Annotated in this window: 26 protein-coding genes, 6 tRNA genes and 1 other RNA gene; 9 read left to right on the top strand and 24 right to left on the bottom strand. The window is 56.4% G+C overall.

Annotation, left to right across the window (positions count from 1 at the left end; translation table 11 throughout):
* Window positions 1–43: 43 nt before the first annotated feature.
* The 3 genes from KGZ93_03500 to KGZ93_03490 are packed head-to-tail and all read right to left on the bottom strand — an operon-like array spanning window position 44 to window position 2826.
* Entirely contained in the window at window positions 44–589 is a 546-nt protein-coding gene (locus KGZ93_03500; GenBank protein MBS3908680.1) for a TraR/DksA C4-type zinc finger protein, read from the bottom strand.
* 7 nt (window positions 590–596) lie between these two features.
* Complete coding sequence (locus tag KGZ93_03495; GenBank protein ID MBS3908679.1) at window positions 597–1601, bottom strand: aspartate-semialdehyde dehydrogenase; 1005 nt, start codon at window positions 1599–1601, stop codon at window positions 597–599.
* Window positions 1588–2826, bottom strand: a complete 1239-nt coding sequence (locus KGZ93_03490; protein MBS3908678.1) for an aspartate kinase — start codon at window positions 2824–2826, stop codon at window positions 1588–1590. The genes KGZ93_03495 and KGZ93_03490 overlap by 14 nt, the downstream gene beginning before the upstream one ends.
* Before the next feature lie 272 nt (window positions 2827–3098).
* Here KGZ93_03490 and KGZ93_03485 point away from each other — a divergent pair, with 272 nt between their 5' ends.
* Window positions 3099–3431 carry a hypothetical protein gene (locus tag KGZ93_03485; protein ID MBS3908677.1) on the top strand — a complete coding sequence of 111 codons (333 nt, stop codon included), beginning with the start codon at window positions 3099–3101 and terminating at the stop codon, window positions 3429–3431.
* Here KGZ93_03485 and KGZ93_03480 read toward each other — a convergent pair.
* From KGZ93_03480 to KGZ93_03420, 13 genes are all read right to left on the bottom strand, one after another.
* The gene (locus tag KGZ93_03480) at window positions 3428–3811 is read right to left on the bottom strand and encodes a hypothetical protein (protein MBS3908676.1); all 384 of its coding nucleotides are present in this window, start codon (window positions 3809–3811) and stop codon (window positions 3428–3430) included. The genes KGZ93_03485 and KGZ93_03480 overlap by 4 nt on opposite strands.
* A gap of 185 nt (window positions 3812–3996) precedes the next feature.
* Entirely contained in the window at window positions 3997–4920 is a 924-nt protein-coding gene (locus KGZ93_03475; protein MBS3908675.1) for a pyruvate ferredoxin oxidoreductase, read from the bottom strand.
* 7 nt (window positions 4921–4927) lie between these two features.
* On the bottom strand, window positions 4928–6133 hold the full coding sequence (gene porA / locus KGZ93_03470) for a pyruvate ferredoxin oxidoreductase (GenBank protein MBS3908674.1): 1206 nt from the start codon (window positions 6131–6133) through the stop codon (window positions 4928–4930).
* Complete coding sequence (locus tag KGZ93_03465) at window positions 6133–6429, bottom strand: 4Fe-4S binding protein (protein ID MBS3908673.1); 297 nt, start codon at window positions 6427–6429, stop codon at window positions 6133–6135. The genes porA and KGZ93_03465 overlap by 1 nt, the downstream gene beginning before the upstream one ends.
* Before the next feature lie 8 nt (window positions 6430–6437).
* The gene (locus KGZ93_03460; protein MBS3908672.1) at window positions 6438–7016 is read right to left on the bottom strand and encodes a 2-oxoacid:acceptor oxidoreductase family protein; all 579 of its coding nucleotides are present in this window, start codon (window positions 7014–7016) and stop codon (window positions 6438–6440) included.
* A 247-nt stretch (window positions 7017–7263) separates the two neighbouring features.
* Window positions 7264–7863: a recombination mediator RecR gene (gene recR, locus KGZ93_03455; GenBank protein MBS3908671.1), complete on the bottom strand. Its 600-nt coding sequence runs from the start codon at window positions 7861–7863 to the stop codon at window positions 7264–7266.
* A gap of 128 nt (window positions 7864–7991) precedes the next feature.
* Window positions 7992–8327, bottom strand: a complete 336-nt coding sequence (locus KGZ93_03450) for a YbaB/EbfC family nucleoid-associated protein (protein MBS3908670.1) — start codon at window positions 8325–8327, stop codon at window positions 7992–7994.
* Window positions 8321–10051, bottom strand: a complete 1731-nt coding sequence (gene dnaX, locus KGZ93_03445) for a DNA polymerase III subunit gamma/tau (GenBank protein ID MBS3908669.1) — start codon at window positions 10049–10051, stop codon at window positions 8321–8323. Before dnaX ends, KGZ93_03450 begins: the two co-directional genes overlap by 7 nt.
* Before the next feature lie 195 nt (window positions 10052–10246).
* An RNA gene (gene ffs, locus KGZ93_03440) (signal recognition particle sRNA large type) lies at window positions 10247–10511 on the bottom strand.
* A 5-nt stretch (window positions 10512–10516) separates the two neighbouring features.
* Window positions 10517–10606, bottom strand: a tRNA-Ser gene (locus KGZ93_03435).
* Between the two features lie 139 nt (window positions 10607–10745).
* A tRNA-Ser gene (locus KGZ93_03430) sits at window positions 10746–10834 on the bottom strand.
* A gap of 203 nt (window positions 10835–11037) precedes the next feature.
* Complete coding sequence (locus KGZ93_03425; GenBank protein ID MBS3908668.1) at window positions 11038–11493, bottom strand: nucleoside deaminase; 456 nt, start codon at window positions 11491–11493, stop codon at window positions 11038–11040.
* 141 nt (window positions 11494–11634) lie between these two features.
* Window positions 11635–12414: an HD domain-containing protein gene (locus KGZ93_03420; protein MBS3908667.1), complete on the bottom strand. Its 780-nt coding sequence runs from the start codon at window positions 12412–12414 to the stop codon at window positions 11635–11637.
* 658 nt (window positions 12415–13072) lie between these two features.
* Between KGZ93_03420 and KGZ93_03415 the strand changes: the two genes are divergently transcribed.
* Window positions 13073–13462 (top strand): DUF2283 domain-containing protein, encoded by a 390-nt coding sequence (locus tag KGZ93_03415; protein MBS3908666.1) that lies wholly within the window; start codon window positions 13073–13075, stop codon window positions 13460–13462.
* A gap of 371 nt (window positions 13463–13833) precedes the next feature.
* Here the strand turns inward: KGZ93_03415 and KGZ93_03410 are convergent, their stop codons facing one another.
* The 7 genes from KGZ93_03410 to KGZ93_03380 form a co-directional block, all read right to left on the bottom strand.
* Window positions 13834–14436 carry a SocA family protein gene (locus KGZ93_03410; GenBank protein MBS3908665.1) on the bottom strand — a complete coding sequence of 201 codons (603 nt, stop codon included), beginning with the start codon at window positions 14434–14436 and terminating at the stop codon, window positions 13834–13836.
* 319 nt (window positions 14437–14755) lie between these two features.
* A tRNA-Arg gene (locus tag KGZ93_03405) sits at window positions 14756–14829 on the bottom strand.
* A gap of 28 nt (window positions 14830–14857) precedes the next feature.
* A tRNA-Ser gene (locus KGZ93_03400) sits at window positions 14858–14951 on the bottom strand.
* 176 nt (window positions 14952–15127) lie between these two features.
* Window positions 15128–15216 (bottom strand) — tRNA-Ser (locus KGZ93_03395).
* 96 nt (window positions 15217–15312) lie between these two features.
* Entirely contained in the window at window positions 15313–16596 is a 1284-nt protein-coding gene (gene serS / locus KGZ93_03390; protein MBS3908664.1) for a serine--tRNA ligase, read from the bottom strand.
* Window positions 16597–17451 carry a prephenate dehydratase gene (pheA, locus tag KGZ93_03385; protein MBS3908663.1) on the bottom strand — a complete coding sequence of 285 codons (855 nt, stop codon included), beginning with the start codon at window positions 17449–17451 and terminating at the stop codon, window positions 16597–16599. It lies immediately after the preceding gene.
* Between the two features lie 26 nt (window positions 17452–17477).
* A complete protein-coding gene (locus tag KGZ93_03380) occupies window positions 17478–17972 on the bottom strand; it encodes a DUF4446 family protein (GenBank protein MBS3908662.1) in 495 nt (164 codons plus the stop codon).
* Window positions 17973–18105: 133 nt separating this feature from the next.
* Here KGZ93_03380 and larC point away from each other — a divergent pair, with 133 nt between their 5' ends.
* The gene (gene larC / locus KGZ93_03375) at window positions 18106–19296 is read left to right on the top strand and encodes a nickel pincer cofactor biosynthesis protein LarC (protein MBS3908661.1); all 1191 of its coding nucleotides are present in this window, start codon (window positions 18106–18108) and stop codon (window positions 19294–19296) included.
* A 35-nt stretch (window positions 19297–19331) separates the two neighbouring features.
* Here the strand turns inward: larC and KGZ93_03370 are convergent.
* Window positions 19332–19418 (bottom strand) — tRNA-Leu (locus KGZ93_03370).
* A gap of 149 nt (window positions 19419–19567) precedes the next feature.
* Here KGZ93_03370 and KGZ93_03365 point away from each other — a divergent pair.
* The 6 genes from KGZ93_03365 (at window position 19568) to KGZ93_03340 (ending at window position 26103) form a co-directional block, all read left to right on the top strand.
* Window positions 19568–21307, top strand: a complete 1740-nt coding sequence (locus KGZ93_03365) for a serine/threonine protein kinase (protein ID MBS3908660.1) — start codon at window positions 19568–19570, stop codon at window positions 21305–21307.
* A 31-nt stretch (window positions 21308–21338) separates the two neighbouring features.
* Entirely contained in the window at window positions 21339–22061 is a 723-nt protein-coding gene (locus KGZ93_03360) for a DUF3662 domain-containing protein (GenBank protein MBS3908659.1), read from the top strand.
* Between the two features lies 1 nt (window position 22062).
* A complete protein-coding gene (locus KGZ93_03355) occupies window positions 22063–22479 on the top strand; it encodes an FHA domain-containing protein (protein ID MBS3908658.1) in 417 nt (138 codons plus the stop codon).
* Window positions 22480–22648: 169 nt separating this feature from the next.
* Window positions 22649–23392, top strand: a complete 744-nt coding sequence (locus tag KGZ93_03350) for a Stp1/IreP family PP2C-type Ser/Thr phosphatase (GenBank protein MBS3908657.1) — start codon at window positions 22649–22651, stop codon at window positions 23390–23392.
* Between the two features lie 49 nt (window positions 23393–23441).
* A complete protein-coding gene (locus tag KGZ93_03345) occupies window positions 23442–24710 on the top strand; it encodes an FtsW/RodA/SpoVE family cell cycle protein (GenBank protein MBS3908656.1) in 1269 nt (422 codons plus the stop codon).
* Entirely contained in the window at window positions 24703–26103 is a 1401-nt protein-coding gene (locus tag KGZ93_03340) for a hypothetical protein (GenBank protein MBS3908655.1), read from the top strand. Before KGZ93_03345 ends, KGZ93_03340 begins: the two co-directional genes overlap by 8 nt.
* Window positions 26104–26174: the final 71 nt, after the last annotated feature.

The following is a 26174-nucleotide window of genomic DNA, read 5'->3' as shown; positions in this document are numbered from 1 at the left end:
GCATGATTAAGTGACGCCAAGGCATGCCGCTCGGCAAAAAAACCTACGCCTCCAAACCGCTCTCCGCTTCAAAGCAGGGGATGCAGAGCCGGCGGGCGTGGTAGTGACGAATTTTAGTCTCCATGGCGGCTTCACCGCAATCCTCGCAGACGACCGATTGGAGAACCTCGGCTTTGCCCGGCAGCTCGATTTCGACCTCGCGGGTCTCGAAGAGCTCATCGGCCGGCATCTCAAGGAGGCGCTTGAGGGTCTCCTCGCGGCTCTCGCCCTCTTTCGCCCAGCGCCCCTTCGGCTTAACCGCGATACGAAGCGCTTTGCCGGTCGCACGGTTGGCGATGGTGTAGACATGTTTGCCGTAATCGCTGATGAAGAAGTTACCCTTGCCGGCGGTCGTCCCCAGCATATACTGGAGCGCGTCGATACCGCAGGCGCGGTTCTCGACGATGGCGATTATCTCCTCGTCCTCGGCGCGGTGGTGCTTGAGCCACTCCAGCGCGACCTCGGACGCCCGGTAGCCGAGCGCCAAGCCGGGACAGACGTGCCCGTGAAATTTCGAGACCTCTTCAATCGACGGAATATTGTTGTCCACTATAACATCATCCCCTTATAAGTTCTTCGGCGATTTGCACCGCGTTGAGCGCGGCGCCCTTCCTTATCTGGTCGCCGACGACCCAGAAGTTCAAGCCGTTCTCGAGCGAGAGGTCCTCGCGGATGCGCCCGACGAAGCAGTCGTCTTGGCCCGCCGCGAAGAGCGGCATCGGGTACGCTTTGTTCGCCGGGTCGTCTATGACGGTTAAACCCGGTGCGGCCGCGAAAAGCTCGCGCGCCTTCTCGGGGGTTATCTTCTTCTCGGTCTCGATGTTTATCGCCTCCGAATGCGCCCTGAGCACAGGGACGCGCACGCAGGTCGGCGAGACCGCGATATCCATATCACCCATTATTTTGCGGGTCTCATGGACCATCTTCATCTCTTCCTTGGTATACCCGTTTTCCTGAAAGGCATCGATGTGCGGTATGAGATTGAATAGAAGCTGATAGGCGAAGTGCTCGACATGGAGTTCCTTGCCGGCCGCAAACGCCCGCATCTGGTCGATAAGCTCACTCATGCCTTTAGCCCCGGCGCCCGACGCCGACTGATAGCTCGAGACGACCACGCGCTTGATGCGGCTGTAGTCGTAGAGCGGTTTCAGCGCCACCAGCATGATGATGGTCGTGCAGTTCGGGTTGGCGATAATGCCGTTGTGTTTCCTCACATCGGCCGGGTTGACCTCGGGCACCACCAGCGGCACATCTGCGTCCATGCGGAACGCGCTGGAGTTGTCGACCACGACCGCGCCCGCCTCGACCGCGGCCGGCGCGAACTCTTTGCTAATCGAGCCGCCCGCTGAAAAGAGCGCGATGTCTATACCCTTAAAAGAGTCCTTAGCCAACTCCTCGACGGCCAACTCCTCGCCTTTGTATCGAAGTTTTTTGCCCGCCGAGCGACCCGAGGCCAGAAGCTTTAAGTCGGCGACAGGAAAATCGCGCGCCTCCAAGACCTGGAGCATCTCCTCGCCTACCGCGCCGGTCGCCCCGGCAACGGCGACATTAAAGAGCTTCATCGGTGACCGCCTCCTCGCTGAGTTGGAAGTGCTCATGGAGCGCGCGGACCGCTGTCGCTATATTACCCTCGTCGATGACGCAGGATATCCTAATCGGCGAGGTGCTTATCATCTGGATGTTGATACTATTCTCCGCCAGGACATCGAACATCTCGGCGGCCACACCGGGGTGGCTCTTCATGCCGGCACCGACGATGGATACCTTGGCTATATCCTTGTCGAGGTCGTGTCCTTGTGCGCCGAACTCGCGCACCAAATCTTCGATTATCGATTGCGCCCTCGGCACGTCGTCGAGGTCGAGAGTGAAGGAGATATCTGTGTGGCCCTTGTGGCTCACGTTCTGCACTATCATATCGACGTTGATGTTGGCCGCCGCCAGCGGTTTGAAGACCTTAGCCGCGATGCCCGGCCTGTCCGGCACGCCGTAGATGGTTATCTTTCCCTCGCTGGTATTGTGGGTTACGCCGCTGATTATAGGTCTCTCCATCCCCTCATCTTCCTCCTTGACAACCGTTCCCGCACTATCGGCAAAACTCGACCTGACCTGCATAACGACGTTGTGATTGCGCGCGTACTCGACCGAACGAAGCTGGAGAACCTTGGCGCCGCTCGACGCCATCTCGAGCATCTCCTCGTAGGTTATCTCGGACACCAGCGATGCCTCCGGCACAATCCTCGGGTCCGCTGTAAAGACCCCTTCGACGTCGGTATATATCTCGCACTTGTCGGCGTTGAGGCCCGCGGCCAACGCTACGGCCGTCGTATCCGAGCCGCCCCGGCCCAGCGTGGTTATATCGTTGTCGATGGTCACACCCTGGAAACCGGCGACGATACATATCTTGCCGCTCTCGAGCGCGTCCATGATACGCTCCGACTTGACATCGACGATTCGCGCTTTGGTGTGGCTGTCGTCGGTTACGATGCCGACCTGGTAGCCAGTGAACGATATCGCCTCGTGGCCTAGTTCATATATGGCCATCGCCAAGAGCGCGACCGATTGCTGCTCGCCGGTGGCGAGTAGCATGTCCATCTCACGCTCGGGCGGTTTTACGGAAATCTGCCGCGCCAACTCGACGAGCTCGTCGGTGGTATCACCAAGCGCCGATACTACGACCACAACAGAACTCCCGGCCTGCTTGGTCGCGACGACCCTTTTAGCGACATTTTTGATTTTTTCGACATCGGCGACGGAACTCCCGCCGAATTTCTGCACGATAATTCCCACAATCCTACCCCCATTCTGTTACAAATCTTTATTTTAGCAGGCAAGACTGCTTGTAGCAACTCGGCTGAGCACTTGCGGGCGGACAAAATTTGAGTCGTCAGGAAAATAGGCGGCCAAACCCATCTTTCAAAAAATCGGCTTTGCCTTTATAATTAGTGAATATGTCATACTGTCCAAAATGTGGAACCAGATTTGAAAAAGGCGCATACAGGTGCGCGAACTGCGAGGCGCGGCCGACTAACGGACCACTGCGAACAGGTCCGCCGCTCAGCATGCGCGTTGCCAAGTATAGGAACCCGCTCATCCTGGTCGCATTGGCGGCCATTATCCTGATGACGCGCTCGGTTTTCGTAGTAACGGGCATTTATTGGATAATTATCGTAGGTTTGCTCGGGGCGCTTCTCTATACCGTGCTCAAAAACCGGCGGGCGAAACGAGCCTACCATAACCACCGTCCAGACAGGCGAGAACCCCGGCAACCCAACAACCTCACCGGCTATGGGCCGCCGCGTAACTATGTGCCAAAGCCTATACCGAAAAAGCGCACCAACGTCATCCCGTTTAAAAAGAAGAGCGACCCGAAGTCCAAAACTAAGCCGGATTAAGCTTCGGCCTCGTCATCCTCGAGCGCAAGCCTGCCGGCCAGCTCACGCATGTATTTGGTATCCGGGCCGAAATCCAGGCCGTACTCATGAAGAAGCGTACCCTCATGGATAAGCTCGTGCGCCTCCCCGCCCAATATGTCCCCAGAATAGTTATGAGTAAGATAGACGCTGAGTAGGAAGTAAGCATTCCGTGCCTTCCAAGGCTCTAGTTCTCCTGCTTCAATCTTATCCAGAAACCAACCGGACAGGCGCGCCAGCATACCGCGGGCATCTTCGATAGCGCCCTCCTCGATTTTGAGAGCAATCGGCTCAATGACGATGAAGACGTCGCGCGTGGTCTGTTTTTCATATTCCGCAAAGGGTATGTCGGGCCGCATCATCAAAGACACCTCTTTCGCCCGATAAATCGGACGACTACGCTTTAAGGGTCGGCGTATTGCGCAACCATGACTTTTCCGTGACTTTTAATTCTACCCATATCATTAGAGGCCGAGTCAAACTCGGCCTCTAATTCGGCTTCTATTATACTCCTTCTAAAATCAGGGCTAAAGCCCTGAGCTACGAATTACTCCACGCCGCAGCGTTTCTTAAGCCGGCTCCAGTTCTTGTCTATCTCGACCTGGAACGTCTCAAGCAGGTGCTCGTTGCCCGGCTTGAAGAGGTGGCGAAAACGCCCTTGCGGTTTCAAGAAGTCGGTGATGGGTTTGAGCGCCTTCGGCTTGAAGTTGAGCTTCCACTCGCCGTCTTCGACCTCGTAGAGCGGCCAATAACCGGTCTGCACCGATATTTTCGCAATCTCGATGGTGATTTCGTTCGGTGTCCTCCAGCCGCGCGGGCACGGCGCCATAATATTCAAGAACGCCGGGCCTTCGACTGAAAATGCTTTCTCGGCCTTCTTGACGAGGTCTTTCCAATGGCTTATCGAGGCCTGCGCGACATACGGGATGTTGTGCGCCGCCATGATCTGCGCCAAGTCTTTTCTCTGTTGCGGCTTGCCCGGGCGAACTTTGCCCGCCGGCGAGGTCGTCGTCGACGCGCCGAACGGGGTCGAACTCGACCGCTGGATACCGGTGTTCATGTACGCACCGTTATCATAGCAGACATAGACCATATTATGGCCGCGCTCCATCGCCCCGGAGAGCGACTGCAAGCCGATGTCGTAGGTGCCGCCGTCGCCGCCGAACGCGACGAACTTCATCTCTTTTTCGATCTTGCCCTTGCGCTTGAGCGCGTTGTACGCCGACTCGACGCCGCTGATAGTGGCCGCGGCGTTCTCAAACGCATTATGGATAAATGGTATCTTCCACGCCGAAAACGGGTACGGCGTTGTCGAGACCTCCAAGCAACCCGTTGCTATACCGCCGATAACTTGGTCATTCGCACCAAGCAACACCTGGCGAACCGCGACAGAGGCACCGCAACCGGCGCACAGCCTGTGGCCGCCGGTTAGAAGCTCGGGTTTCCTGCTAAGCTCTTTAATCGTTGCCATCTGCCTCCTACTCCTTTACTCCAAGTAATGTAACGGCCTCACGCGGCGATTCTTCGCCCTTGACTACTTTGACAAGGTCATTTACGACCGTCTCGATTTGATCCGGTCCGGTATCCCTGCCGCCTAGACCGTAGACGTATCCCTGAATAGCCGGTCGCAGCTTGCTGTTGTAGAGCGCCGCTTTTATCTCTGTGTAGACCGGCCCGCCGAGCGAACCCGCCGTATCGGAGCGGTCCATAACGCCGACCGCTTTGATCTTTCCGAGCGCCTCCGCAAGCTCCGCCGCCGGGAACGGCCTGAAGACCCGCAGCTTAAGCATGCCGACCTTGACGCCCTGCGCGCGCATCGCGTCGATGGTATAGCGGGCGGTTCCGGCGGTCGAGCCGAGAACCACGACGGCGACGTCGGCATCGTCTAGCCTGTACTCTTCGAAGAGGCCATATTGCCTGCCGGATAGTTTCGCGAAGTCGTCGGTGACCTTCATGACGATATCTTTTGAGCCGTCGAGCGCGACACGCAGTTGTTTTCTCTGCTCGTAGTAGAAGGCCGGCATCGCGAACGGGCCAAAGGTCACGGGCTCGTTCGGATCATATAGAAGCGAGTGCTTCGGTTTGTAATCGCCGACAAACTTCTTTACGTCGGCATCGTCCAAAACCTCGAAACGGTCTATCGCATGGCTGGTAATAAAACCGTCGTGCATCGACATAACCGGCAACCGCACATTCTTGTGCTCGGCTATTTTGATGGCCATAATCGTGTTATCGTAGGCCTCTTGCGCCGTCTCGGCGAAGAGATGTATCCAACCCATATCACGCGCGCCCATCGAGTCCGAGTGGTCGCAGTGGATGTTTATCGGGCCGGAGAGCGCCCGGTTTACGGTCTGCATGACAATCGGCAACCTGAGCGCCGACGCAATAGAAAGCTCTTCCCACATGAGCGCGAGGCCCTGGGACGAGGTGCTGGTCATAACTCGAGCCCCGGCGGCGGAAGCGCCGATACAGGCGCTCATCGCGCTATGCTCCGACTCGACATTGACATATTCGGTATCCACAACGCCATTGGCCACGTAGTTCGCGAACTCCTCGACAATCGTCGTCTGCGGTGTAATCGGATACGCCGCGACGACATCCGGGTTTATCTGTTTCATCGCGAACGCGCAGCCCGCGTTACCGGTCATCGCAACAATTTTTTGCTTAGTAGCCGTCTTTGCCATTATTCCTCGCCTCCTTCGGGATGCATAGAGATAGCGTCGGCCGGGCAAACTTTCGCGCAGATGCCGCATCCCTTGCAGTGGTCGTAATCGAAGCTATCCCACTTCTCGTCTTTTACGATAATCGATGAGTCGGGGCAGCTTATCCAGCAAATCAAGCACTGGGTACATTTCTCCTCATCCCACGCGGGCTTGTCGGTGCGCCAGCCGCCGGTCTTATAATACGCGGCGTTGCCGCCCTCAAGAATGAGTGCGCCCTCGGGATATTTCTTCCAACCCCAGTGCTCGGCGTCTTTTATATTCCATTTCACTCCGCTTTCACCTCCGCATAAGCACGCTCGACCGCGCGCACGTTGCCCTCGATAATCTCGTCGGAAAATTTCTTGCCGAAGGATTTGCGGACATAGTCGGTGAGGTTTTCTATCGGCATCATGTCGGTCGCCCGGACGAGCGCGCCCATCATAGGCGTGTTCGGAATCGGCCGCCCTATCGTCTCCTGCGCGATTCTAGTCGCATTGACCGTAAATATCGTGCGACCTTTGAGGCCCATCGCTTTGCGAATCGCTTTCGGCTCATCATCGGTATTGACGATTAAGACGCCGTCTGTGTGCATGCCCGACGTAACATCGACCGCCTTTAATAGCGTGGGGTCGAGCACGACAACGATCTCCGGGTTCGCGATACTGCTGCGAATATGGATCGGTTCGCTGCTGATTCTCGTGAACGCTTGAATCGGAGCGCCCATCCTCTCCGGGCCGTACTCCGGAAACGCCTGAAAATACCGGCCCTGCGAGAGCGCGGTCTCAGCCAGAAGCTTTGCCGCCGTAACGGCGCCTTGGCCGCCGCGCGCGTGCCAGCGAATCTCAGTAAGTTTTACCTCTGCCATTGTCACCTCCGAAAAATTTGAGACTTGTCAAATGTGTTCCTCTATCGCTTACAAAGCGGAACGGTTGCTTATAAGGCAATTAGAAGAATTCTAATGGTCGACACGTCAGCCTGTCAACATGTTTGTTACATGTTTGTCACAATTGATGCTATACACACGGTAAGTAACCGAAATAGTAACACTTTATACCTTGGGTCGCGTGTTCCGGCTAGAGACATAGCTGGAAATTTCTCCCATTTGAAGTAAACTACATTTCGCGTCTACCTTCAAGAGCCCGGCCCAAGGTAACCTCATCAGCGTACTCGAGGTCGCCGCCGACCGGCAAGCCGCTCGCGATGCGGGTAACGGTAATACCCAATGGTTTGATGAGTCGAGCGAGGTACATGGCTGTGGCTTCGCCTTCGATGTTGGGATTGGTGGCGATTACTACTTCTTTTATCTCTTTTCCCCCGAGTCGCTTGAGCAACTCGCGCACCCGAATATCATCCGGGCCGATACCGTCTATCGGAGAGATAGCGCCTTGCAACACATGATAAAGACCCCTGAACTCCCCGGTCTTCTCCAGGGCCACTATATCTCTCGGTTCCTCGATGACACAGATCGCCTCCTGGTCGCGATTGGCGTCGCGGCAGAATTCACAGCGAACCTGGTCGGTTACATTAAAACACTCCTCACAAAAGCTTATCTTATCCTTGACCTCATCTATCGCCCTGGCCAGCTTCTTGGCGTCCGCCGGCGGCGACTTGAGAATATGAAAGGTGAGCCTTTGCGCGGTCTTCGGGCCTATACCCGGAAGCTTTGCGAATTCATCGATGAGCATCGCAACCGGACCGGCATAATATGCCATATTTAAAATCCACCTTGCTTTCTTTTAGCTTTCGGCTGTTTGCATTACAGCCGAAAGCTGGAAAATGCGCGTGCGCGACACTCGCGCTGCCCTTGATTATACCTGATTTGGTAATAAAATATGTGGGGCTAGAAGCCGGGTAGACCCAGGCCGCCCAGACCTCCGGCGAGCGGCCCGGTCACCGCCGCGAGTTTGCTCTGCGCGAGTTCCTGTGATTGACGGAGCGCTTCGCTTACGGCGGCTACCACCATATCCTCGAGTATTTCGACGTCTTCCGGGTCGACTACCGACGGGTCTATTTTTATCTCAACGATTTGCTGCTTGCCGGTGACGACCGCCTTGACGGCCCCGCCGCCTGCGCTTGCCTCGATGTTGGTTTCGTTTAGCTCTTGCTCGACACGCGCCATATCGGCCTGCATCTTCTGTACTTGTTTCATCATGTTTCCGTACTGGCCCTTCACGATTGTTCCCCCTGACTCTCTGTCTCTTTGACGGAAATATCTTCGACTATCTTAGCACCAAACGTATCCTGAACCAATTTTATGTAATCATCCGGCGCGAGCATATCGTCCGCTGCCCCATCGCCCTCGGTGACCGCGACGGTCTTGGGCGCGCCGTTGGCGAGTTCGCATTGAATCGGGATGTCATAACCGGCCACCAGTTTAAGGGTATTGCGCAATAGCTGGATGTTCTCCGGCGTCTCGACAAACTCTTTGTCGCTTTTCTTGAGCGCGAGAACCAGCACGCCGTCCTCGAGTCGCACCGGTTTTCCGGCGGCGAAAAAGTTGTAGCGCGACGGTTTCTTCTCCTTGACGAATTTGAGAACCTGCGGCCACGCCCGGCGAACCGACTCGATGTCGAAGTCACCGCCGCCTGCCGCCGGCGGCGCCGGTGTGCCCGCCTCCGTCTTCCGCGTCGGTGCCGGCGCGACCGGCGCGACCGGTACCGTCGGCGCCGCTTCATCCCTATTCTTCGGCGTGCTTGCTCGTGCCGGTCTCTTCGGCGTGCTTGCCGGCGCCGCCTGCGCCGCCGACAGAGCACCGTTGAGCGCCGCACTCTCGAGGCGCTCCAGGCGGCGGAGTATCCCTTCGAAAGAGGCGTCCGTCTCGCTCTTGGCGAGCTTAAACAGGGCTATTTCAAATAGAAGGCGCAGGTCGGTGGACCATCTCGATTGTCCGTAGATATCATTGAGTGTCTGTATGTAAAAGGTGAGTGTCCGCGGCTCGATTTGGGCAGCTTGAGCCGAAAGCCGCTCTTTAAGGTCGTCGGGAACGCCGGCCTGCCGCATATCCCGGACGCTCTGCCTTAGAAAGACGTTGCGCAAATGCCCGAGAAGGTCTTGGATAAACCGGCGCAAATCGACTCCTTTGGCGACCAGCTCGTCTATGAAGAGAAGGCCTCCGGCAAGGTCATCCTTGCCCAGTAAGTCGGTGAAATCGAAGAGAAGTTCACTATCGGTCAGCCCGAGCAGCGCGATAACATCGGCGCTGGTTATCTTTTCGTTAGTATAGGAGCCGAGCTGCTCTAGTGCGCCTAGCGCGTCACGAAGCGCCCCTTGGGCATGGTGCGAGATTAGCGACAGGGCGGCCGTCTCTATCGGGATCCCTTCGGCCTCGGCTACGTGCGCGAGCCGCGCCTCGATGTCGGGCGGGGAAATTCGTCTAAAGTCGAACCGCTGGCACCGCGAGAGTATCGTCGGGATTACCTTGTGCGGCTCGGTCGTGGCCAGCACGAAGATGACATGCTCCGGCGGCTCTTCGAGCGTCTTCAAGAGCGTGTTGAACGACTCGGTGGTCAGCATGTGGACCTCGTCGATTATATAGACCTTTTTGTTTCCGCCGCTCGCGCTGTATGGGATCTTCTCGAGGAGGTCGCGTATCTCCTCGACCCGGCGGTTAGAGGCGGCGTCGAGTTCGAGCACGTCGATGGAGCTGCCGTCATCAATCGACCGGCACGATTCGCACTTATTACACGAGTTCGATGTAGGCCCCTCGACGCAATTTATGGCCTTCGCCAACGCGCGGGCGGTCGTCGTCTTTCCGGTTCCGCGCGGTCCGCAAAAGAGGTACGCGTGCGAGATGCGCCCTTTATCGATCGCGTTCTGAAGCGTTTGAGTTATGTGGGATTGACCTGCTATCTCGTCGAAGGTCTGAGGCCGCCATTTCCGATAGAGTGAAACGTAAGACAAGGTAAGCCTCCGGTCGTAGCCGCTTAAATGATTAAACAAAACGTAGCAGATTTGACCGGTCAAGTCAAAGAAGCTGCCGCTGTCGGCAACGCCCGACGAGGCCGGAATCGAGGTTTCGCATGCCGAGAAATTCGCGGGCATGAATAGAAAAAAGCGCCCTATTGAGCGCCTTTCTCAATGCTTGAAACAAGATGACCGTGCACCTGCTTTTGACATCCGGCCCCAAGCGTTGCCGCGTAGCCGGCTCCGGCCAGGCTTCCCCGCGGCACACGGAAAATATCGCTTACCGCTGCTTCCTCCCGGACCTGACGGGGTTCACGAGTTTCCGTTGCGCGGGACCCAGCCCTCAACACCACTTGCGCAACAACCGACCTCACAACCGGGGAGCCTGGAGCAGGAATTCAGCCCCGCTATAGCGGATTGCGGATACAGGGCACCGCTACCTCCCCACCTAGCACGGTCATGCGGAGGAGGAGGGATTCGAACCCTCGAGGCGCTATTAACGCCAACGCGATTTCCAGTCGCGCGCACTAGGCCGAACTATGCGACTCCTCCGAAACCTATATTAAATTTCAAGCATTAGCATTTTAACACGCAGGCGCCTAATTTTCATCTTTTTGACCAAATCTGCGTCGAGCCTCACTTAAGCGAGAAGCAAGAAAATTAGAAAAAGCTCCTCGGGGAGCTTTTTCTGCGGAGGAGGAGGGATTCGAACCCTCGAGGCCCTTGCGGGCCTAACGGTTTTCGAGACCGCCGCACTCGGCCGGACTATGCGACTCCTCCAATATTCGGTTCTTGCCGCCCTAAAGCACCCCGTTTGGCTCTGTCTTTTAGGGCACGCCCAAAGCGCCTTCTAATATTATCAATTAATACCCCCAAAAACAACGTCTGTCAGCGCTGTCCTTCTCCCGAAATAGTCGCGGTTCCTTCGATAGCGGCGGCGACTTTTATGCCGGCTGACTCTGCAACTAGGGCAGGCTACTAGGCTAATCGTCGGCGCCGCCAACCGGTCGCTGCCGCCTCTCTCTAAAAAAATCCTGAAGCAACTTGATGTTTTCTTCCTCCAAGATACCCCTGGTGACCGGAAGCCGCCAGTTGAGACGCTCGTCTTCGACTATGTTGAAGAGCGTTCCCGCCGCACCGCTTTTGGGGTCTGACGGGCCGTAGACGAGACGCGCCATCCGCGCCTGGAATATTGCGCCGGCGCACATCGGGCACGGCTCTTTCGTCACATAGATGGTGCAATCGCTCAAGCGCCAACGGCCGAGTTTCTTCGAGGCCGCCTCTATAGCGAGAATCTCCGCGTGCGCGAGCGCCGAGGCACGTCCTTCGCGCTCGTTTCGCGCGCTCGCCACGACCGTTCCGTCGCAGACCACGACCGCGCCGACCGGTACCTCGTCGGCCTCCGCCGCCCGCGCCCCCTCGGCTATCGCAATTCTCATATATGTGATGTCGGCATCTTCGGCCTCGTATTCGACCACTTAAACAAACCTCGAAAATAAGAAATAGACCACAAGAGTATTCTAGCAGGATTTTGACTGAAGAACATGTGCAGGGGACGTTGTTACGGTTGTTACGTTAGCTTACGACACGCGCGCATACGGGAGATACTCACCGAAGTTACGCGCATAGGCGTCGACAAAAGCCTCGCAAAGAACCGGGTCGAACTGGGTCCCGCTGCAGCTCTTTAGCTCGATTAGCGCCTCTTTCGGCTCATAAACCGGTCGGTATGGGCGGGCTGAGGTCATCGCGTCGAAAGCGTCGGCGATGGAGAGGATTCGTGAACCGAGTGGTATCTTATCCGACCTTAGGCCGTCAGGATAACCGTTGCCGTCATAGCGCTCGTGGTGATAGCGGACCATCTGCGCGATATGCGTCAGATTCGGAATTTGCGAGACGATCTGCCCGGATATATTTGAGTGCTCCATAATCTGCCTATACTCATCCGCCGAAAGCTTCCCCTGTTTGTTGAGGATTGTCTCGGGTATGCCGATTTTGCCGACATCATGCAGATATGCACCGACATGGACGCCATCGATCTCCTCGTCCTTCAGTCCCAGGCTTTCCGAAAGCAACAGCGAGTATATCGAGACGCGCTCCGAATGACTGCGCGTATAGGGGTCTTTAGCGCTCAGGGCTTCGGTGAGCGCCATTATCGCGTCGAAGTTTGTCCGTTTGAGCTGGTGGTTGAGGGCGCGTATCGTCTCGTGTGCCATCTGGTGAGCTTCGGCGAGCTTGTTGACTTCAACAGCGAGCGCACTCAGCTCACCGGCCTTATCGATTTGAATCCGGTTCCGGTAGTCGCCCGCAGCCAGTGCGCGAACCGATTCGATTAATCTAGCTAGCGAGGTTCTGTCGCACATAAAAAAAGTATGTCCCTTCGATGTGTAGAGCTGCCAATAGGGTTCCGGTTTATCTAGTTATCGTCGAAGAGGTAAGCGAGCTTTAGCGAGATTTGCCACAGGGTGCCCCAGGCATCCATTTGTCATGCGGGTTCAACACTTACCGTTTACCGCGAAAATTCTACCACTGGCAAGAAGATGAGCACGCTCGCCGGGTTTTTATTAATTCGTCCTCGCATGTCAAGGATAATGGCCAATAGGCGCAGGCTTTATAATATCCTTCATACATTTTATCCCATGCGACTGCGACATATCCGCTACCAGGCACGGTATGTCGCAGTACCTTTTATGCCTGTTTTTTCCTATCTTATTTGTGCTCTTGTCTTAAAGCATAACAGTCTGTATAATCGCACCATTAGCCGTGTTCAGGGCTGTTTGTGATTTTGCCTTATCCGCCAAATACAGACCGCAACAACACTTGATTTATTATGATAACAGCGTTATCATAATAATGCCTTTGTATGGAGGCGCCGCTTGAAAATTAGCTTTACCGATTACGCGATTATGCGGATGAAAATGCGGGATATTCTAAAACGCTTCTCTTGTCTGCAAGCAAGGGCAAGAATAAGAATCGATAGAGGTCATTAATGCGATGTGGGAATAAGATGAGGGGCGCCAAATGAATATAACAATACAGGCGGACAAGGACAACGACCAGCTATATATCTTGTTTCGAGAGAACAAGGAACTAGCGGGCATAGCGGCAGAAACCAAGAAGCTTGCGGACAACCTCTATTTAGATGTGGATAGCGAGGGCAGGCTGGTCGGTATCGAAATATGGCAGGCTTCAAAAACGCTTGGCGCAAGCATCGAAGATATTGGCCTGGACTCTTTGGTCGGAGTCGCCGAAGCGGCTAAGCTTTTTGGCGTCAAAAAACCGAACTTTATCAGGGATTACGTCGGCAAAGAGGACTTCCCTAAACCGGTAGCCGCGCTGGCCTCAGGAAGAATATGGCGGTTAAAAGATTTGGAGGAGTACAAAGCGCATAGCGCGAAGCAGAGCGCATGAAATCGATTGAAGCTTTACCATAAGTCCTGGTTAAAAGTTTTATCACCTTTTGCTTTGCAACATTTTGTGACATTTACGCACAAACGTCACAAAACTAGTACTCCATCACACATACATCGACTAGTATCCGTCATTCTGAGGGAGTTGAAAACGACCGAAGAATCTCAAGCTTTAGAGATTCTTCGTTTCACTCAGAATGACAACTCATAAAACGTGTGATGGAGTAGTAGGGTTACTACAATCTAAACTGACGACGATTAACCTCTTATAATCCTCTGAACCATCATGTAGGGGTATTTTTGTGAGAATAACTGTGCCGCGGGCAAGTCTCTCATTAAAGATCTTGTCAGTGAACTCAGAAGGAAAATCGATCATCGGCTTAATTCAAAAATTTCTCTATCCTCTTGATCGTGTTCAAGCAACTCTATGATCGATTCTTTTTCTTCGTCATCTAAGCCTTCGAGGAAGAGTCTAAAATCAATAAGTGCGTTTCCCTGGGTCTTCGTCCATGCCGGCTCTTTGTGAGTTAGATTTACCAAATCAAGCCCGGTGAGCTGACCATATGTTTTAATAACCTCATCAAGTATCTCAATGTCAGAGTCCGAGAAAATGTCTAACTCGGGTTGTCTCTTTGCTCTAAACTTTGGATACTTCTCGCTTCTGTCTATGACCTCTAAGTAGTTCATAAAGAGTTCAACATTAGTATTTGTGATACCAAAATACGATAACTCATCAGCAACCGCCTCATCCATAATATCAAGCGAAACTGAAGGAATTGGGCCGTAAGGAAGAGCATTATAGCTATCCCCAGACACCGGGCGGCCATATCTTTGCAGATGAAGCTTGTCTACAAAATACATTAATTTTGAGACTTTTAACTTATCTAAATTGGGAACATTATTGATGGCAAGATAGGCAACCACGTTTACGAACTTCTCAACATCGTATCTAAACCTAATTGTGCACGATGCCATTTAAATCATCCTTTATTAGCCCAAACACTCAGCATCTTCAATATACCCTGTGGCCAACACGTTAAACAAGAACCAGGTGCTACTGAAGCATCGGCAGATGCTAGATGCTGCTTGATTGCAGGGGCGGAGAGTGCTTTTCATTATAGCAAACATTTGTTCTGTTATATATATCATAAATCATGAAGCATTATCAGGCAACCCCCAAAAAGGTTATAAAAGAACACAAAATCAATGATCGTAAGTGCAAAACAAGTGCAGATAAGACAAAAATACCGCTCTTATCGACCGATGTTTCTAAGTTTCCCCTGTTAGCATCTTGCGTGCCCGGAGGGATTCGAACCCCCGACCTTCTGATTCGTAGTCAGACACTCTATCCAGCTGAGCTACGGGCACATTCTAGTCGTTAGACCAGAAAATATTATGGCGGAGAGAGAGGGATTCGAACCCTCGAGGGAGTTTTAAACCCCCTACTCGCTTAGCAGGCGAGCGCCTTCGACCGACTCGGCCATCTCTCCAGGCCGCTATGCGCGATAAAATCAGATACTTACTATACCGCAGGCGATAGACTTTGTCCACCCGAGATAACATCTCTATTCGCTATATTCGGGCAGGTCATGACAATCAGCTCGTCCCGACAGATCGAGGACGAAAAATCAGAGAGAAAGCCGCCTCAAGTAGGTGGCTTTCTCTGCGGAGAGGGAGGGATTCGAACCCCCGAGAGACTCACGCCTCTAACGGTTTTCAAGACCGCCGCGTTCAACCGGACTCCGCCACCTCTCCCTGTATGGCATGCGCGGCTTGCGCCTTGCAATTTTTCCATTGCGTAGTGTACCACATCCTACCCGCTCGAACAACGAGACCGGCAGACTCGCTTGCCTAGAACTTCTTCGCCTCGATACGCTCCGCGCCGCCCATGTAGGGCTTGAGCGCCTCGGGGATAAGAATCGTGCCGTCGGCTTGCTGGTAATTCTCGAAGACCGCCGCGACCGTCCTGCCTATCGCCAGCCCGCTTCCGTTTAGCGTGTGCACAAACTGCGGTTTCGCTTTCGGGTTTTCGCGGAAGCGGATATTGGCGCGCCTGGCCTGGAAATCCTCGAAATTGCTGCAGGACGATATCTCCTTGTAGCCGCCGAAGCCGGGCAGCCAGACCTCGATGTCGTAGGTCTTAGCCGCGGAAAACCCGATGTCGCCGGTGCAGAGCGAGATGACGCGGTAGTGAATATCGAGCGCCCGCAGAACCGCTTCGGCGTTGGCGGTCAACTTCTCGAGTTCATCGTAGCTCGTCTCCGGGCGGACGAACTTTACCAGCTCGACCTTGTTGAACTGGTGGTGTCTTATAAGGCCGCGGGTGTCTTTCCCGTACGCGCCGGCCTCGCTTCTGAAACAAGGCGTATACGCGCAGTAACGGCGCGGCAAATCGTCCCCGGCGAATATCTCGTCGCGGTGGATATTGGTGACCGGCACCTCCGCCGTAGGTATAAGATAGAGGTTTTCGTTCTCTATCTTATAGAGGTCGTCGGCGAACTTGGGCAGCTGCCCGGTGCCGGTAAGGCTGGTGTCGTTGACGAGTATCGGCGGAAAGACTTCGGTGTAGCCGTGCGTGCCGGTATGCAAATCGAGCATCAAATTCAAGAGCGCTCGCTCGAGCCGGGCCGCCAAATCCCAATAGAGCACGAAACGGGCCCGCGTAATCTTAGCCGCCCGCTCAAAATCGAGCACCCCGAGGTCGAGCCCTAAATCCCAGTGGGGCTTGGGCTCGAAGTCGAATTTCGGCCGCTCTCCCCAGGTCCTTATCTCGGGATTGCAGGTCTCATCTTCGCCGACGGGTACCGACTCATGCGGAATATTCGGGATATCCATCATCAGCCGTCCCAGCTCGTCTTCGATATCGGCGAGCCGCTCATCAAGCTCTTTTATGTCGTCTCCGAGCGCGCGCATCGCCTCTATTTTATCGTCCGCCGGCGCGCCGGCTTTTTTAAGCTTGGCTATCTCGCCGGAGACAATGTTTCGCTCGTTCTTCAAATGCTCAACTTTGACAATGAGGGTGCGCCGCTCCGAATCGAGTTCCTTGAAGCGCGAAAGGTCTACTTTGGCCGCGCGTTTTTCGAGCGCTTCCTGAACGACGTCTAGGTTATCGCGAACCCATCTTAAATCAAGCATTTATCCTCCCACAACGTCCGCTACCGGGTACGACCCTAAGACCTTTATGTTTCTGATCTTACATTTCAAGCATTTCAGAGCCGACTCGATGACCTCGTCTTCGACGTGGCCGAGCATGTCTATGAAGAAACAGTAGTCGCCGAGCGCTTTGCGCGTCGGTCTCGACTGGATTTTCGTCAGGTTGACATAGCGAAACGCGAACTCCTGGAGTATCTGCAGGAGGCTCCCGGGCCGGTCTTCGAAGATAAAACAGACGATGGAGGTCTTGTCGTTCCCCGTGCGCGGCGCGGGATCCTTGCCTACCAGGACAAAGCGGGTCTGGTTCTCCTCGAAGTCGGCGATGCCCTCGTCGAGGACGTCGAGCCCGTACATCTCGGCCGCGAGTTTCGGGCCTATCGCCGCCAGCGCCCCGTTCTGCTCGGATATCAACTTCACCGCCCCGGCGGTACTGCTCGCAAACTCGGTCTTGGCTTGGGGTAATTTTTCGGCAAGGTAGTCTCGGCACTGCGCGAGCGCCTGCGGGTGCGATATCACGGTCCGTATATCCTCCATCTTCACCCCGGGCCGTGCCACCAAGTTATGGTTTATCGGTATGACTATCTCACGCTCGATGAAGAGGTTGACGTCGAACGCGAGCACATCGAGCGTGGCGTTGACCGAGCCCTCGATGGAGTTCTCGATCGGGACCATCCCTTTGGCTACCTCTCCCCGCTCGATCGCGCGAAGGACATCGGCCTCGGCGCCGTACGGCACGAGGTTATGGTCGTCTATTTTCAATAACTTTTGCAGGGCTTCCTCGGTATACGTCCCGCGTGGGCCGAGAAACCCTATCTTCGTGTTCCGGGTCTCAGACAAGTCCGCTCTTCCTTTCCGGTTTCAGCTTAAGCTTTGACTAAGTCGCCCGAGCGCGCCTCGGCTATCGCCTCGCGCTCCTCGGATGAGAGGCTGTAGCTCGAGTCGCCGTTCTTGATAAATTTGGCGTAGCTGCGGCTCTCCTGACGCCCGTTTATCGTGCTTAGCACAACCCCGTCGCCGTGCCCGTTTAAAAGCGCCACGGCAAAACTGAGCTTGCCGCCGACATCGTCGAAAGCGTCGAAGCGGACGACACCGACGTGGCGCACCGTCGTGCGCAGGTCGAACTCGAGCTTCGAGAGGCTCTCTTTTATCTCGACGAGACCGGCGCCGAGCACTGCTAATTCGCTGAGGCTCTTGCTGACGGCGGCGACAAAGTCGCCGTTCTCGCCGGCTTTCGCCAACACCTTCCGCTCTTTGCCCAGCCGCTTTAGGCGCACCGACACTGCGATTAGCCATATCGCTAGGATTGCCCAGCCGGCTCCGAGTAGTGCTACAATAATTTCAACCGTTGCTCCATTCATTGCTGCCCCTTCGCATGAGAAGAAATATCCGCCATAATTATCACAGATTATACAGCAGCGGCCTAACCTTTGCATTAGGATAGATTGTAAAGGACGGCGATAATATTGAGGAAAACCACGGATATGGAGACGGATGGAGGCGACAGAGTTGAAGGTCGCGTATTTTGACTGTTTCGCGGGCGTAAGCGGCGATATGATAGCCGGCGCGCTCCTGGACCTGGGCCTGCCCCTGGCGATTTTGGAAGAGCGACTCGCGAAGGTGGGCATCGGCGGTTACGAGGTTGGCGCCGGGCGCACGCGGAAAAACCATATCGGCGCGACCAAGTTCGATGTCTCGACAGCGGCGCCGGAGGCGGCGCGCACCCTCAATGAAGTGCGCGACTTAATAGAGGCAAGCGGGTTGCCGGAGGCCGCCAAGCTCGACGTACTCGCTATTTTTACGCGGATAGCCGAAGCCGAGGCGAAAGTCCACGGCGTCCCCCTCGGCGAGGTCCACTTCCACGAGGTCGGCGCGACCGACGCGATAATCGACGTCATCGCCGCCGTCACGGGTCTCGAATACCTCGGCGTCGAGAAAGTCTACGCCTCGCCCATCGCCACGGGAACCGGCACCGTTGCGACCGCCCACGGGGTCTTGCCGGTACCCGCGCCGGCGACCCTCGAGATTCTCTCAGGCATCCCCGTCTACGGCACGCATATCCACGCCGAACTTGCGACGCCGACGGGGGCCGCCATCCTGGCGCACTACGCTACCTTTACAGCGGGGATACCGGTCATGCGCCCTGAAAAGACCGGCTACGGGGCGGGCGGGCGCGACCTCGAAATCCCGAACGTGCTCCGCGTCATCGTCGGGGAGGTCGCCGTGGAGCGCGATGAGACGGTCACGCTCATCGAGACCAACATCGACGATACCTCCGGTGAGGTTCTCGGCTACACGATGGAGGCGCTCTTTGAGCTGGGCGTGCTCGATCTCTGGTTTACGCCGATTCAGATGAAGAAAAACCGCCCCGCCGTGATGCTCTCGGCGCTGGTCCCCGCCCATCTTGAACAAGCGGCCATCGACACCATCATCTCCGAAACGGGGACGCTCGGCGTTCGAATAAGCAAACACGCGCGCGTCGTCGTCGAGCGAGAGATGCTCGAAGTAGACACGGCGTTCGGGTGCCTCTGTGTCAAAATCGGCCGGCACGAGGGGCGTATCACCTCGATCGCGCCGGAGTTCGATGATTGCCGCGCGGCGGCCCAAACACACGCGGTTCCGCTCAAAGAGGTCTTCGCGGCGGCGCGGGAGGCGGCGCGTCGCCAAATCGACGACGCGCACTAGAAGCGCTAAAAGCCACCCGAAAGAGGTGGCTTTTTTGGTGCGAGAAGGGGGACTTGAACCCCCATATCCTTACGGACACTAGACCCTGAACCTAGCGCGTCTGCCAATTCCGCCATTCTCGCAAAAATCTCGCACACATTGACTAACTTTGCGCGTCCGCAAAATCCGTTCGCGTCCGGACACTATCCAATCGCATCATAGATTATATCATTTTTACCCGCCGCGCAATATAATCAAGGAGAAAGCGTCCGGCTCGTCGAAGTAGCTTTAGATGTACGTAAGAACGGATCAACTACTCCTCAACCGTTATAAAATAACGTCCAAGCTGGGCGGCGGCGGGTTCTCCGACGTCTACGAGGCTTTCGATACGCGCATGGAGCGGGTCGTCGCCATCAAACAAATCCACGTCGACCGCCGCTCGGCCGAGCGCGTCATTCGCGAAGCGCGAACGGTCGCGCTCCTCAACCATCCAAATATCGTCACCCTCCACGAATTCGAGAAAGACGGGGACGACTATTATCTCATTATGGAACTGATCGAAGGGGTTCCGCTCTCGAAAATCCTCGCGCGGCTCGCCCCGCTCCCGGTCGAGGAGGCACTGGTGGTCGCGGGTCAAATCTGCCGGGCGCTCACGGCGGCCCACGAACACGGCATCATCCACCGTGACATCAAGCCCGAGAACGTCATGGTCTTAAACGATGGACGGCTCAAGGTCATGGACTTCGGAATCGCCGCCATCAAAGGCGCATCGACGATAACGAGCGGCGATATCATCGGCACTTTTAGCTATATGTCGCCCGAGCAGGCGCGCGGGGATATCGTCGACGAGCGAAGCGACATCTTCTCGCTCGGCACACTCCTATACGAAATGCTCACCGACGCCATCCCCTTTAGCGGAGAGAGCGCTAACGAGACCCTAAGCCTGGTGCAAAAATTCGACCCGCCGCCGCCGAGCGCCGTCAACGCGCTCCTCGACGCGCCGACCGACGCGGTCGTGATGCGAGCGCTGGAGAAAAACCCGGAAGAGCGGTACGCGAGCGCGTTCGAATTTCGCGCGAGCCTGGAGGGTATGCTCGGAGGCACCGCGCTCCCGGAAAAGACGCTCGCCCTAATGATGGAGCGGTACGGACGGCGCGCCGAAGGCCGTGCCGAGTACGAGTTGGCCGGTTGGCGCGGGAGTCTGTGGCGCTTCTTCGAGGAACACGGTGAACCCGCGGCACGGACCGCGATAGCGATGCTCCTCGCGGCGCCGTTCTTCCCGATACTCCACAGCTGGTTCGGCGTTCCCAGAAGCCTCACGTTGTTCGGGGCGGCGACTATATTTTTAATGGTGCTCCTCCTCCCCGGCCATACGGTCGGCCTCACCTTGGTGCTCCTTGCTTTGACGGCCGCGAAGCACTCGACCGGCGTTTTCATCGTCGCGCTCGCCCTGGCGGTTCCTTATTGGGCGACTATTTCGCGGTGGCGGCCGGCGCTCTCGGTGTGGCCCGCCGCCGGGGCCGTCTTCGGGTTCCTGCGGATACCCTTGGTCTTCCCGGTCGCGGTCGGCCTGCTTGCCGGCCCGGTCACGGCGGCTTTCATCGCCGGACTGGGGTGCCTTGTCTTCGAGTTGGTCAACATCTTCGCGGCCGACACCACCGCCCCGCTGCTGGTACAGAGCTACGATCTCTGGTCGATGCTTGAGGGCGAGACCAATCCTATCTATGTCGCGCAACTTATAAGCGGCCCGTTCATCGAAAACCCGTTCTTGCTGCTCCAGCCGATCCTCTGGGCTATAGTCGCGGCGACGACCTCGTTTGTCAAGCGAAAAGGGCGCTGGCTAAGCGCCGTGTTGTCAGGTTTTGTCGTCCTGGTCCTCGGTTATCAGGGAGCGTTCGCGAATCTCGAGAGCGATAACATGGACATGAGCGCGCTAATGCAAGACCTTTCTTTTTCACTTATAATACTCCTACTGCTGCCTATCATAAGGCCGCCGAAAGAATACGAGCGTCTAATCGAGAGCGCGGACTAGCAAGCCGCTTAGGGTATAAGGGAGGCGACTAGTGAGCTTGTTGAGAGAGCTTGAGCAACGGCTCGAGTCACTGTTTGAGGGCTTTTTTACCAGGCAATTCAAATCGGGTGTCCAGCCGGTGGAGCTGGCTAAAAAGTTATCCCGGGAGATGGACGCGAACCGGACCATAAGCGTTAAGAAGGTGTATGTGCCCAACCACTACACCATATTCGTCGGCGCCGAGGACTTGGAGAAACTGCGCCCGTTCGCGAAGACTCTCGTCTCCGAGCTGCAAAGCTTTCTCACGGCGCACGCGAAAAAAGCGGGTTATGAACTCGTCGGGCACCCCTTCATCGAATTGAAGAGGCGGACAAAGTTATCGCTCGGCGAGTTTTCGATAGAGAGCAGCCTGGAGAGCAGGGATTCGGTCGTTGTCGAGGCGCCGGACGGCACGACTATAATGAAGCCTACGGCACGCACCTCGACCAAGCAGGCATTCTTGGTTCGCACCGGGCGAGGAGGGTCTACTAAGACCTTGCTAACGGGGCGAAAGATAGGGGTGGGCCGGGCGCCCGACAACGACATCGTAGTCGCCGACGCCAACGTATCGCGACACCATGCGCGAATAGAGCACCTCGGCACAGGGTATGTCCTGCAAGACCTCGGCAGTACCAACGGCACCTTTGTAAACGGCGCCAAGGTCGAGGAACACTCCCTGAAAGAGGGCGACGTCGTCGTCGTCGGCAAGACCAAGCTCCACTTTAGGAGAGAATAGCGTGTTTAACGAGGTCACACTGGCGCTGCAAATAGCCCTGCTGGTCGCGATATACCTCTTTTTGTTCTTCGCGGTAAGGGCCATCTCGCGCGACCTGGGAAGCGCGCGCCTGGCCGGAAGCGACGAGCCGCCGCGTATCGTAATCGAAGAAGGAATCGCGGCGGGGGATATCGATTCGGTGCCCGTCATCGAACAGGTGCTCATCGGACGCGCACCCGATTGCGACATTATTTTAGACGATACGTTCGCCTCGGCGCACCACGCGAGGGTCTATCGCGCGGATTCCGCTTACTGGCTGGAAGACCTGAACAGCACCAATGGTACGACCATCGAGGGCGAGCTTATCGATAAGCCGGTCAATCTCGTCGACAACAGCCGGTTTAAGATAGGAGAGACCACCTTTAGGTTTGCCCAATGACAACCCTAAAGACCAAGAGATTTGCCCCGTTATGGATTGAAAGCTACGCCGCTCCGCGCGGAGCATCGATTATATCACTCGCCGTCTGGATTCTCGACCCTGACTCTTGTATTCTTTGTCTTGAGAGAGTTGAGTCGGACACAATTTGGAAGACGCATTCTTAAATACTATGAAATATACAGCATTGACCGATGTCGGCAAAAAAAGAAGTCTGAACGAGGACGCATATATCGCGGACGGCGCGCTCTTTGCGGTCGCGGACGGCATGGGCGGCCACCGCGCCGGCGAGGTCGCCAGCTCTATGGCGCTCGAAGCACTGGCGTTCGCCTTGAGCAAGCGCGCGGAAGACACCCTGGAGGAGCTGCTCGAAGAAGCGGTAAAACGCGCCAATAAAACGGTACACGATAAAGCCGTCCGCGACCTGGACAGACGCGGCATGGGCACGACGCTCACGGTCGCAGTCCCCAAGAGCGGCAAGCTCTATATCGGACACGTCGGAGACAGCCGGCTCTACCGTATGCGAGACGGCAAGCTCATGCAGCTCACCAGAGACCACTCGCTCGTCGCGCAGATGGTCGAGAGCGGGCACCTCAAACCCGAGGAAGCCGAGATTCATCCGCAGCGCAGCGTCATCACGAGGGCGGTCGGCGGCGATAACGATATAAAGGTCGACATCATCGTGGAGGAAATGCTGCCGGGCGATAAATTTTTGCTCTGCACCGACGGCTTAAACACGATGCTCAGCGACGAGGAAATAGCCGAAGTCCTCCGAGACAAAAAAGGCCTGGAGGAAGCGTGCCGAGAGCTGGTCGCCTGGGCTAACGACAAGGGCGGAAACGACAACATCACCGTTATAATGTTCGAAAACAGCAAGAACTCACCCGGGAGCATAAACCGCCTGTGGCGCGGTTGAGCGCCCCTTAATGTCCAAACAAACCCAAAGGCGGCGCGCGATTCGAGTTATGAGCGGCACGAACCGAAACCGTGAGTTACTCCTAATATTCTTCGCAATGCTGGTAATCGCGACCGGCTTTGTCTTGACCGCGCTCAACACCGGCCGGCCGATCGCGACCGCGCTGCGCTTTACCGGGTTTCTCGCCGCCGTCTTCATCGCCATACATATAGCGAACCGCTTGTTTGTCTCAACAGCGGAGCCCACTCTCGTTCCACTCGTCGCGTTCATCACCGGTCTTGGGCTGGTGATGATTTGGCGTCTCAAGCCCGAATTAGCGGCCGCGCAGGCCGTATGGCTGCTCGTTGGGGCGATAGCGCTCGTTGGGGCGATGCTTACGGCGCGCCGTTACCAGAAATTCAAGGACTATAAATACACCTGGGCCATCGCCGGCGTCATCTTATTGTTCGCGCCGGTCTTCCTCGGAGTCGAACGGGGCGGAGCGCGCCTCTGGATAGACCTCGGGCCGGTCTCCTTTCAACCGGCCGAGATAGCCAAGCTCTGTTTCGTCTTGTTCCTCGCATCATACCTCGAGGAAAAACGCCGACTTCTTTCGATATCGACAAAGCAGGCCTTCGGAATCTGGCTGCCCGAGCTGAAACACCTCGGCCCGCTCCTCATCATGTGGGCCGTCTCCCTAGTCATCCTGGTTTTAGAGAGAGACCTGGGGACATCACTCCTCTTTTTCGGCTTGTTCCTGGCGATGCTATACGTGGCGACCGGGCGGCCGTTCTACGTTGTCCTCGGGACAAGCCTCTTCATCGCCGGGGCTGCCGCCTGCTACTTCGCCTTCTCCCATGTCCAAGTGCGCTTCGATATATGGCTCGACCCCTGGCTCGACCCCTCCGGCCGGGGCTATCAGATAATCCAGTCGATATTCGCGATATCGAGCGGGGGTCTGGCGGGAACCGGCCTGGGCCTGGGAAATCCGAACCTTATCCCGGCCGTACATACCGATTTCATATTCTCGGCCATCGCCGAAGAACTCGGCTTGCTCGGCAGCGTCGCGGTCATCCTCGCCTACCTCCTGTTTATCTCGCGGGGCTTGAAAATCGCACTAACCGCCGACGACGAGTTCGGCAAATTGGTAGCCGCCGGGCTTACCTCGGTCTTTGCGCTGCAAACGTTCGTCATACTCGGCGGGACGACAAAACTGATACCGCTCACCGGGGTGACCTTGCCGTACATGAGCTACGGCGGCAGCTCCATCTTGATCAACTTTATCCTGCTCGCGCTGCTTCTGACGATCTCGGCAAAGCGAGGTGAGCGCGGTGAATAAACGCATCGGCAGGCTCGGCGCGGCTTTTACCGCCGCCTCCCTGATTCTCGTCTTAAACCTTACCTACCTCCAGTTCCTGGGCGCGCAAAAGCTCACCGCGAAACCCGAAAACGTCCGTCCGCTCCTCACCGAGCGGCGAATCGAGCGGGGCGACATCATCAGCGCCGACAATGTGGTCCTGGCGAGAAGCCATGCGGACGGCGCCGGCTATAGCCGCGGCTACCCCGAGAGGGCGCTGACAGCACCTATAACCGGTTTCTACTCGACTAAATACGGGCGGGCGGGCCTCGAGCTTACCTACAACGATTATCTCTCCGGGAAGAGCAAAGTATCGTCGCTCGATGACTATCTGAAACGCCTGCTCGGCAAAGATGTGCCGGGGAACACGCTTACCCTTACGATAAATATGCGCCTTTCTCGCGCCGCCGCCAAAGCGCTCGGCGCGAGAAAAGGGGCGGTCGTCGCGCTCGACCCCCGCACCGGAGCGGTCCTGGCGCTCGTCAGCCAACCCTCTTACGACCCCAACACAATCGACACCGACTGGAAAGCCCTGAGCGGCAGCGAAGAGGGCGTCCTTGTAAACCGCGTGACGCAGGGCCGTTTCGTCCCCGGCTCTTCGTTCAAGATAGTCTCCGGGGCGGCGGCCCTCGAGCAAGGCCGGATATCGCCCTCGACCACCTTCGAGGCCCCGGCTCAGCTAGCGGTCCACGGAGGTAAAGTGACCAACTACGAAGGGACGTCCTTCGGCGAGGTCTCCTTTGAAACCGCCTTCGCCAAGTCGATAAATACGGTCTTCGCGCAGGTCGGCGTCGACCTCGGCGGCGATAAACTCGTCGAGGTATCGGAGCGGTTCGGCTTCAATCGCGACACCCCGTTCGATTTGCCGACGTCAAAGAGCAAGCTGCCCGCCGCGAAAGATATGGACCCGCTAGAGGTCGCATGGATGGCGGTAGGCCAGGGAAGAATCGAGGCCAGCCCGCTGACAATGGCGCTGGTCGGCGCCGCGGTTGCCAACCGGGGGGAGATAAGGCAGCCCTACCTGGTCGCTCACGCCGCCGAACACGACGGCACCGTGGTCTTCGAACGAAAACCGCGCACCCGGCTAAGGCCCGTCTCGGAAGAGACCGCCGGGGCGCTTGCGGCGATGATGGAGAAAGTCGTCGATGAGGGAACGGGTGGGGCCGCGCGCATCGACGGGGTCCGGGTCGCGGGAAAAACAGGCACCGCCGAGGTCGGCAAGGGAGCGCCTCACGCCTGGTTTGTCGGCTTCGCGCCCGCCGATGACCCGGCGATAGTCGTCGCGGTCATAGTGGAAAACGCCGGTACCGGCGGCAAGGTGGCGGCGCCCATCGCCAAAGAAGTAATGAAAACTTGGATAGGAAAAAACGACTAAGTCTGGTATGATTAAAAACTTGAACCCTGATAGTAACTTGTACAACGGGCAAGCGATTTCCAGGACCTTTC

Source organism: Actinomycetota bacterium (assembly GCA_018333515.1).
In the GTDB taxonomy this organism is placed as follows: domain Bacteria; phylum Actinomycetota; class Aquicultoria; order Aquicultorales; family Aquicultoraceae; genus Aquicultor.
The sequence above is the reverse complement of the archived record's forward strand: the minus strand, read 5'-3'. Positions and strand labels throughout refer to the sequence as shown.

Excerpts from the sequence above, each read along its gene's own strand:
- KGZ93_03495 (MBS3908679.1), bottom strand. The coding sequence starts at position 1,601 with ATGAAGCTCTTTAATGTCGCCGTTGCCGGGGCGACCGGCGCGGTAGGC.
- KGZ93_03485 (MBS3908677.1), top strand. The coding sequence starts at position 3,099 with ATGCGCGTTGCCAAGTATAGGAACCCGCTCATCCTGGTCGCATTGGCG.
- KGZ93_03480 (MBS3908676.1), bottom strand. The coding sequence starts at position 3,811 with ATGATGCGGCCCGACATACCCTTTGCGGAATATGAAAAACAGACCACG.
- KGZ93_03475 (MBS3908675.1), bottom strand. The coding sequence starts at position 4,920 with ATGGCAACGATTAAAGAGCTTAGCAGGAAACCCGAGCTTCTAACCGGC.
- porA (MBS3908674.1), bottom strand. The coding sequence starts at position 6,133 with ATGGCAAAGACGGCTACTAAGCAAAAAATTGTTGCGATGACCGGTAAC.
- KGZ93_03460 (MBS3908672.1), bottom strand. The coding sequence starts at position 7,016 with ATGGCAGAGGTAAAACTTACTGAGATTCGCTGGCACGCGCGCGGCGGC.
- recR (MBS3908671.1), bottom strand. The coding sequence starts at position 7,863 with ATGGCATATTATGCCGGTCCGGTTGCGATGCTCATCGATGAATTCGCA.
- KGZ93_03425 (MBS3908668.1), bottom strand. The coding sequence starts at position 11,493 with ATGAGAATTGCGATAGCCGAGGGGGCGCGGGCGGCGGAGGCCGACGAG.
- KGZ93_03420 (MBS3908667.1), bottom strand. The coding sequence starts at position 12,414 with ATGTGCGACAGAACCTCGCTAGCTAGATTAATCGAATCGGTTCGCGCA.
- KGZ93_03415 (MBS3908666.1), top strand. The coding sequence starts at position 13,073 with ATGAATATAACAATACAGGCGGACAAGGACAACGACCAGCTATATATC.
- KGZ93_03410 (MBS3908665.1), bottom strand. The coding sequence starts at position 14,436 with ATGGCATCGTGCACAATTAGGTTTAGATACGATGTTGAGAAGTTCGTA.
- serS (MBS3908664.1), bottom strand. The coding sequence starts at position 16,596 with ATGCTTGATTTAAGATGGGTTCGCGATAACCTAGACGTCGTTCAGGAA.
- KGZ93_03380 (MBS3908662.1), bottom strand. The coding sequence starts at position 17,972 with ATGAATGGAGCAACGGTTGAAATTATTGTAGCACTACTCGGAGCCGGC.
- larC (MBS3908661.1), top strand. The coding sequence starts at position 18,106 with ATGGAGGCGACAGAGTTGAAGGTCGCGTATTTTGACTGTTTCGCGGGC.
- KGZ93_03365 (MBS3908660.1), top strand. The coding sequence starts at position 19,568 with ATGTACGTAAGAACGGATCAACTACTCCTCAACCGTTATAAAATAACG.
- KGZ93_03350 (MBS3908657.1), top strand. The coding sequence starts at position 22,649 with ATGAAATATACAGCATTGACCGATGTCGGCAAAAAAAGAAGTCTGAAC.
- KGZ93_03345 (MBS3908656.1), top strand. The coding sequence starts at position 23,442 with ATGAGCGGCACGAACCGAAACCGTGAGTTACTCCTAATATTCTTCGCA.